At 63.8% G+C, this 2,048-nt stretch carries 1 protein-coding gene and 1 pseudogene; both read left to right on the top strand.

The window, feature by feature from the left end:
* Position 1 precedes the first annotated feature (1 nt).
* Positions 2-1,603 carry a GMC family oxidoreductase N-terminal domain-containing protein gene (locus Q0341_RS06870; RefSeq protein WP_299511466.1) on the top strand — a complete coding sequence of 534 codons (1,602 nt, stop codon included), beginning with the start codon at positions 2-4 and terminating at the stop codon, positions 1,601-1,603.
* Between the two features lie 22 nt (positions 1,604-1,625).
* A pseudogene (locus Q0341_RS06865) lies at positions 1,626-2,048 on the top strand (aldehyde dehydrogenase); the annotation flags it as partial.

Genomic DNA, 2,048 nt, shown 5'->3' with positions numbered 1-2,048 from the left:
GATGAGCAATGAGTTCGATTACATCGTGGTGGGCGGCGGCTCAGCTGGCTGCGTGGTGGCCTCGCGCCTGAGCGAAGACCCCAACGTACGCGTGTGCCTGATCGAAGTGGGCGGACCGGACAAAAGCGTGTTCATCCATGCACCGGCCGGCGTGGTGGCCATGTTGCCCATCCCCTTCAACAACTGGGCGTACAAGACCGTGCCGCAGAAAGGCCTGAACGGCCGCCAGGGCTACCAGCCGCGCGGCAAGGTGCTGGGCGGCTCCAGCTCGATCAACGCCATGCTCTATGTGCGCGGCAACCAACACGACTACGACCACTGGGCGTCGCTGGGCAACAGCGGCTGGTCTTACCAGGACGTGCTGCCCTACTTCAAGAAAGCCGAGCACAACGAGACCCACACCGACAGCGAGTACCACGGCACGGGCGGCCCGCAAAACGTGGCCGAGCTGCGCAGCCCCAGCGCGGTCAACAAAATGTTCCTGGACGCCTGCGCGCTGCACGGCATTCCTTACAACCCCGACTACAACGGGGCCGAGCAGTTTGGCGCGTTCATGTACCAGGTGTTCCACAAAAACGGCGAACGCCACAGCGCGTCCAAGGCCTACATCACGCCCCACATGTCGCGCCCCAACCTCACGGTCAAAACGAACACCATCACCAGCCAGATCCTGTTTGAGGGCAAGCGGGCCGTGGGCGTGCGCGTGCAAGAAGGCGGCCAGACGCATGAGCTGCGTGCCCACAAAGAGGTCATCGTCTCAGCGGGGGCCTTTGGCTCGCCGCAGCTGCTCATGGTCTCGGGCGTGGGGCCAGCAGCCGAGCTGCAGCACCACGGCATTCCGGTGGTGCACGCGCTCGAAGGCGTGGGCAAAAACCTGCACGACCACATCGACCAGGTGCAAACCTGGCGTGCGCCCAGCAACTCCGAGACCTTTGGCGTGTCGGCCACGGGCACCGTCAAGATCACCCAGGCCATTAGCGAGTGGAAGAAACAACGCACCGGCCTGGTGACCAGCACCTTTGCCGAGTCGGGTGCGTTTTTGCGGTCCTCGCCCGAAGTGCAGGCGCCCGATTTGCAGCTGGTGTTTTTGGTTGGCATCGTGGACGACCACAGCCGCAAAATGCACCTGGGCCACGGCTTTTCTTGCCACGTCGACGTGATCCGCCCGCACAGCCGAGGCAGCGTCACACTGGCCAGCCCCGATGTGCGCACCGCGCCGCTGATCGACCCGAACTTTCTGGGCGACGAGCGCGACCTCGACCTGCTGGTCAAAGGCGTGCAGATGCAACAAGCCATCATCGAGTCCAAGCCCTTTGACGCCATTCGCGGCAAGATGCTTTACCCGGTGGACAAGAACGACAAGGCCGCCATCGCGGCCGACATCCGCCGCCGCGCCGACACGCAATACCACCCAGTGGGCACCTGCAAGATGGGCACAGCCAGCGACCCACTGGCCGTGGTCGATGCCCAGCTGCGTGTGCATGGCCTGCAAAGCCTGCGCGTGGTGGACGCGTCCATCATGCCCACCGTGTCCAGCGGCAACACCAACGCGCCTACCATCATGATTGGCGAAAAAGCGGCCGACCTGATTCGCCAAGCCTGAAACCCCACCCAGATCGCCTGACATGAAACAACTCCCCACCCTGGGCGAATGCCAAGCCAGCCTAGACCTCGACCTGCAAACCCTGGCCGAGCACCGCAGCCGCTGGGTGCAAACCTCGGTGGCCGAGCGCATCGCCATCCTGAACGAGATCAAGGACGCCCTGCTGCCCGTGGCGCAGGCCTGGGCCGAGACGGCTTCGCGCCAAAAAGGCATTCCGGCTGGCTCGCCGCTCGAAGGCGAGGAATGGCTTTCGGGGCCTTACACCGTCATGGGCTACTGCAACCAGATGATGGCCACGCTGTCCAAGGTGCAAGGCAAACACCACCTTGACGATTTGCCTGTGCGCGAGTTGCCCAACGGCCAACTGGCCGCACGCGTGTTGCCGCATTCGCTGTGGGACCATTTGCTGCTGAGCGGCGTCAAGCTCGATGTGTGGATGCAGCCG

Origin of the sequence: uncultured Limnohabitans sp., from assembly GCF_937889215.1 — a bacterium.
Lineage (GTDB): Bacteria > Pseudomonadota > Gammaproteobacteria > Burkholderiales > Burkholderiaceae_C > Limnohabitans_A.
Note: the sequence above shows the minus strand (reverse complement) of the source record. Positions and strands in the feature narration are given on the sequence as shown.

What these genes read in the sequence shown, in the direction of transcription:
- Q0341_RS06870 (WP_299511466.1), top strand. Translation starts at nt 2, where the DNA reads ATGAGCAATGAGTTCGATTACATCGTGGTGGGCGGCGGCTCAGCTGGC.